Here is a 3152-nt window from a genome sequence, read left to right on the forward strand (position 1 = left end):
ATTACTTCTTCACGATCATAAATTCTGAACGTCTGTTTTGAGCATATTGTTCGTCTGTACATTTCTTACAGTCTACTTTAGGCTCTGTCTCTCCAAATCCTTGACCTGTGATTCTCTCTTTTGATATTCCTTTTGATATCACATATTGTACCGTTGCTTTTGCTCGTCTGTCTGATAGGTTCAAGTTGTACTTGTCGCTTCCTCGACTGTCGGTGTGTGATTTTACAAAGATTACCATCTCAGGGTGTTCGTTCATCACTTCTACCAGTTTATCTAACTCTTCTGCTCCTTGTGCAGTTATGTTGCTCTTGTTAAACTCAAAGAAGATGGGTTGTAAAATAACTTCTGTTTCGGTAATAATCGGTTTGATCGGTTCTAAAAGTACTTCTACAATTGCATTTCCTCCTTCTGTAGGATTTAATGTTGCTACCGCAGGATCAAAACCTGATTTGCTTGCCTGGAACGAATATGCTTTCTCGCACAATAAAGTAAATGATGATTTACCGTCCATTGCGCTTGTTTTTGTCGCTACTGTCGTGTTTTTATCATCCAACGCCATGATTGTTGCGCCTTCCAATACCGCTCCGGTTTTTGCGTTCTTTACAATTACCAATCCGTTTACTCCGCAAACAGGTGTTGCTATGTAGATGTTGTCTACTCCGGTTCTGTTGCTGGAAAAGAATGCTACTTTCTTTGCTTTGTTATAAGCAAATGAGAAATCATCTTTTTCGCCGTTAACAGGTGCTCCTAAGTTTACGGCTTTGTCTTTTTTGTTTAAGTCTACTTTGTAAACGTCTAAACCTCCGAAACCTTGTTTGCTGTCTGATGAAAAGTATAACACATTGTCATCGGCTATAAACGGAAAACTTTCGTTTCCTTCTGTGTTTACTAAAGTTCCCAAGTTTTCAGGTGTTCCGTATTCGTCTCCGTTTACACTTACTTTCCAGATGTCTTCGCCTCCGATTCCTCCGGGCATATCTGATGAGAAGTACAAGGTTTTACCGTCTTTACTGATGCTTGGGTTTCTTACTGAATAAGTGGCATCGTTAAAAGGAAGTGGTTTCTTGTTGGTCCACTTTTCGCCTTCTTTGGTTGCCTTATACAAGTAGATCTTACCTTTTTTAAGTCTTTGGTAAGTTGCTTTTTCTTTCTCGAACTGACCTTCATTGAAACTTTCGCTGGCAAAATAAACGGTATTGCCGTCTGCTGTGATCGTTAAAGGTCCGTCATGCCATTTGGTGTTTAGCTCGTCTATTTCTGTAGCTTCGCTAATGGTTCCGTTTGCATTATAGGTTGCTTTGTATAAATCAAGATAAGGTTCGTCGTTCCATCCGTGTGTTTTTCTCGATGTGTTTCTGGCGCTGGTAAAATACAGTGTATTATCGCTGGCCAGCACGGCTCCGAAATCGGATTTGTCACTGCTGATGTCTGATAATTGGATATCGAACAATTTGGTTTGTCCTTTTAAGTCTGACAAGTAGTTCTTGTTGGCTTTAAAAGTAATCGCTCTTTGGTCTTTTGGTGCCAAAGAAGCAAATTTCTCCATCTGTTTGTCGGCTTCGGCATATTTGCCTTCGGCTTTTAACATTTGGGCATATTTATAATATGTTTCGGCTTCTTGTGGTTCTTGTACCACTTTGGCATACCATGTTACGGCTTCTTTTGAATTGAATACGTTGTAATAGCATTCTGCCAATTGTTTGTTTACATAAGCATCGGCTTTGCCTTTATCGGCTAATTTCAAATATTCGTTCGCTGCTTCTGTGTATTCGTAACGGTCAAATAATTTGTCCGCCGCTTTGGTATCTTTGATCTGTGCGCTTACCATTCCACAAGCGATCACAAAACTTAAGGTGTATACTAATTTCTTCATGTCGGTATCGCTTTTAGGTTAGAAAAATCTTGGTGAACTTGATACTTTCTTAGGGAAGTTCAAATCAAACAATAGTATGATCTCGTGTGATGATGGTGTCGTTACTTTCAAATCGGATACGATATGGTCGTAAGCGTAACCCAACTTTAAGTTCGGTGTAATGGCATAGCTCGCCATAGCTCCGAAACTGTCGTCTAAACGGTACGTACCTCCGATCTCAAACTTCTCACTGAATAAAAAGTTCGCGGATAAATCTAATGACGGTGATACGTTAAATGCCGATTTCAACATGAAAAACGGTTTGAATTTTACCGTTTGTGATAAATCAAACACATATCCCCCTGTTAAGAAGTAATGTGAGGTTTCTGATCCAAATTTATACTGTTGATTATCAACCGATAAATCCAAATGTTTTGACTTTAACATGTTCGGAACCGAGAATCCAACATAGTATTTGTTGGTGTAATAAAACAATCCTGATCCGATATTGAAATAGGTATTGCTTACGTTTTCCTGGAAAGCAGGGTCGTCTAAATCAGGTACGTGTCCGTTACCGATATCTGAGAAAAGACCTACTTTATGAAGGGTCAATCCGGTTTTGATACCGAAGGCTAACTTGTGATCGCCTCCTAAATTCAATGTGTATGAGAAGTCTCCGTAAATATTGTTCTCTTCAACAGGCCCTATCTTATCTGAGATCACAGACAATCCTAAACCTACGTTCTTCCCTACAGGACTATGCCCAAAGAAGGTCGCCGTAGTTGGTGCATCTTCTATCTCTACCCATTGTTTTCTGTACAATAAACCCATCGACAAATTCTCTTTCGATCCCGCATACGCCGGATTCATAACACTCATGTTGTACATGTATTGTGTATAGTGAGGGTCTTGCTGTGCGAAGACCTCTCCGGAGATCCCTAACACCGCAATGATAGCTACTACAAGTTTTTTCATTACTTAAATGCTTTTTTTAATACTGCCCCACCTCACGGTGGAGCAGAGTCTGTTATTTTGTTCTTATTCTTGTCTGTTTATATACACCCAACCTGTTCTGGATGGCATGTCGCTAAACTCTACCACATAGTAATAGGTCGCTGTCGGTAAGTCATCTCCATTGTTTGACTGACCGTGCCACTCATTCGTGTATCCGCCCGATTTTGAATATACCTTCAAGCCGTATCGGTTGAATATCTCAACTTTAGTTACATTAAACTCGCTTAAATCCCATTCATCGTTCTTGTCATCTCCGTTTGGTGATATTCCTTTAGGGATTTCGCAA

At 39.9% G+C, this 3152-nt stretch carries 3 protein-coding genes; all 3 read right to left on the reverse strand.

The genetic code is table 11. The features are described from left to right. Nucleotide 1: 1 nt before the first annotated feature. Nucleotides 2-1873: an OmpA family protein gene (locus ACUSJC_RS16690; protein ID WP_449270689.1), complete on the reverse strand. Its 1872-nt coding sequence runs from the start codon at nt 1871-1873 to the stop codon at nt 2-4. 18 nt (nt 1874-1891) lie between these two features. Beyond that, nucleotides 1892-2827: a PorP/SprF family type IX secretion system membrane protein gene (locus tag ACUSJC_RS16695; RefSeq protein ID WP_449270690.1), complete on the reverse strand. Its 936-nt coding sequence runs from the start codon at nt 2825-2827 to the stop codon at nt 1892-1894. 63 nt (nt 2828-2890) lie between these two features. After that, nucleotides 2891-3152 (reverse strand): T9SS type B sorting domain-containing protein (locus ACUSJC_RS16700; protein WP_449270691.1); only part of this gene is annotated, 262 nt, incomplete at its 5' end.

Source organism: Flavobacterium sp. U410 (assembly GCF_053570605.1).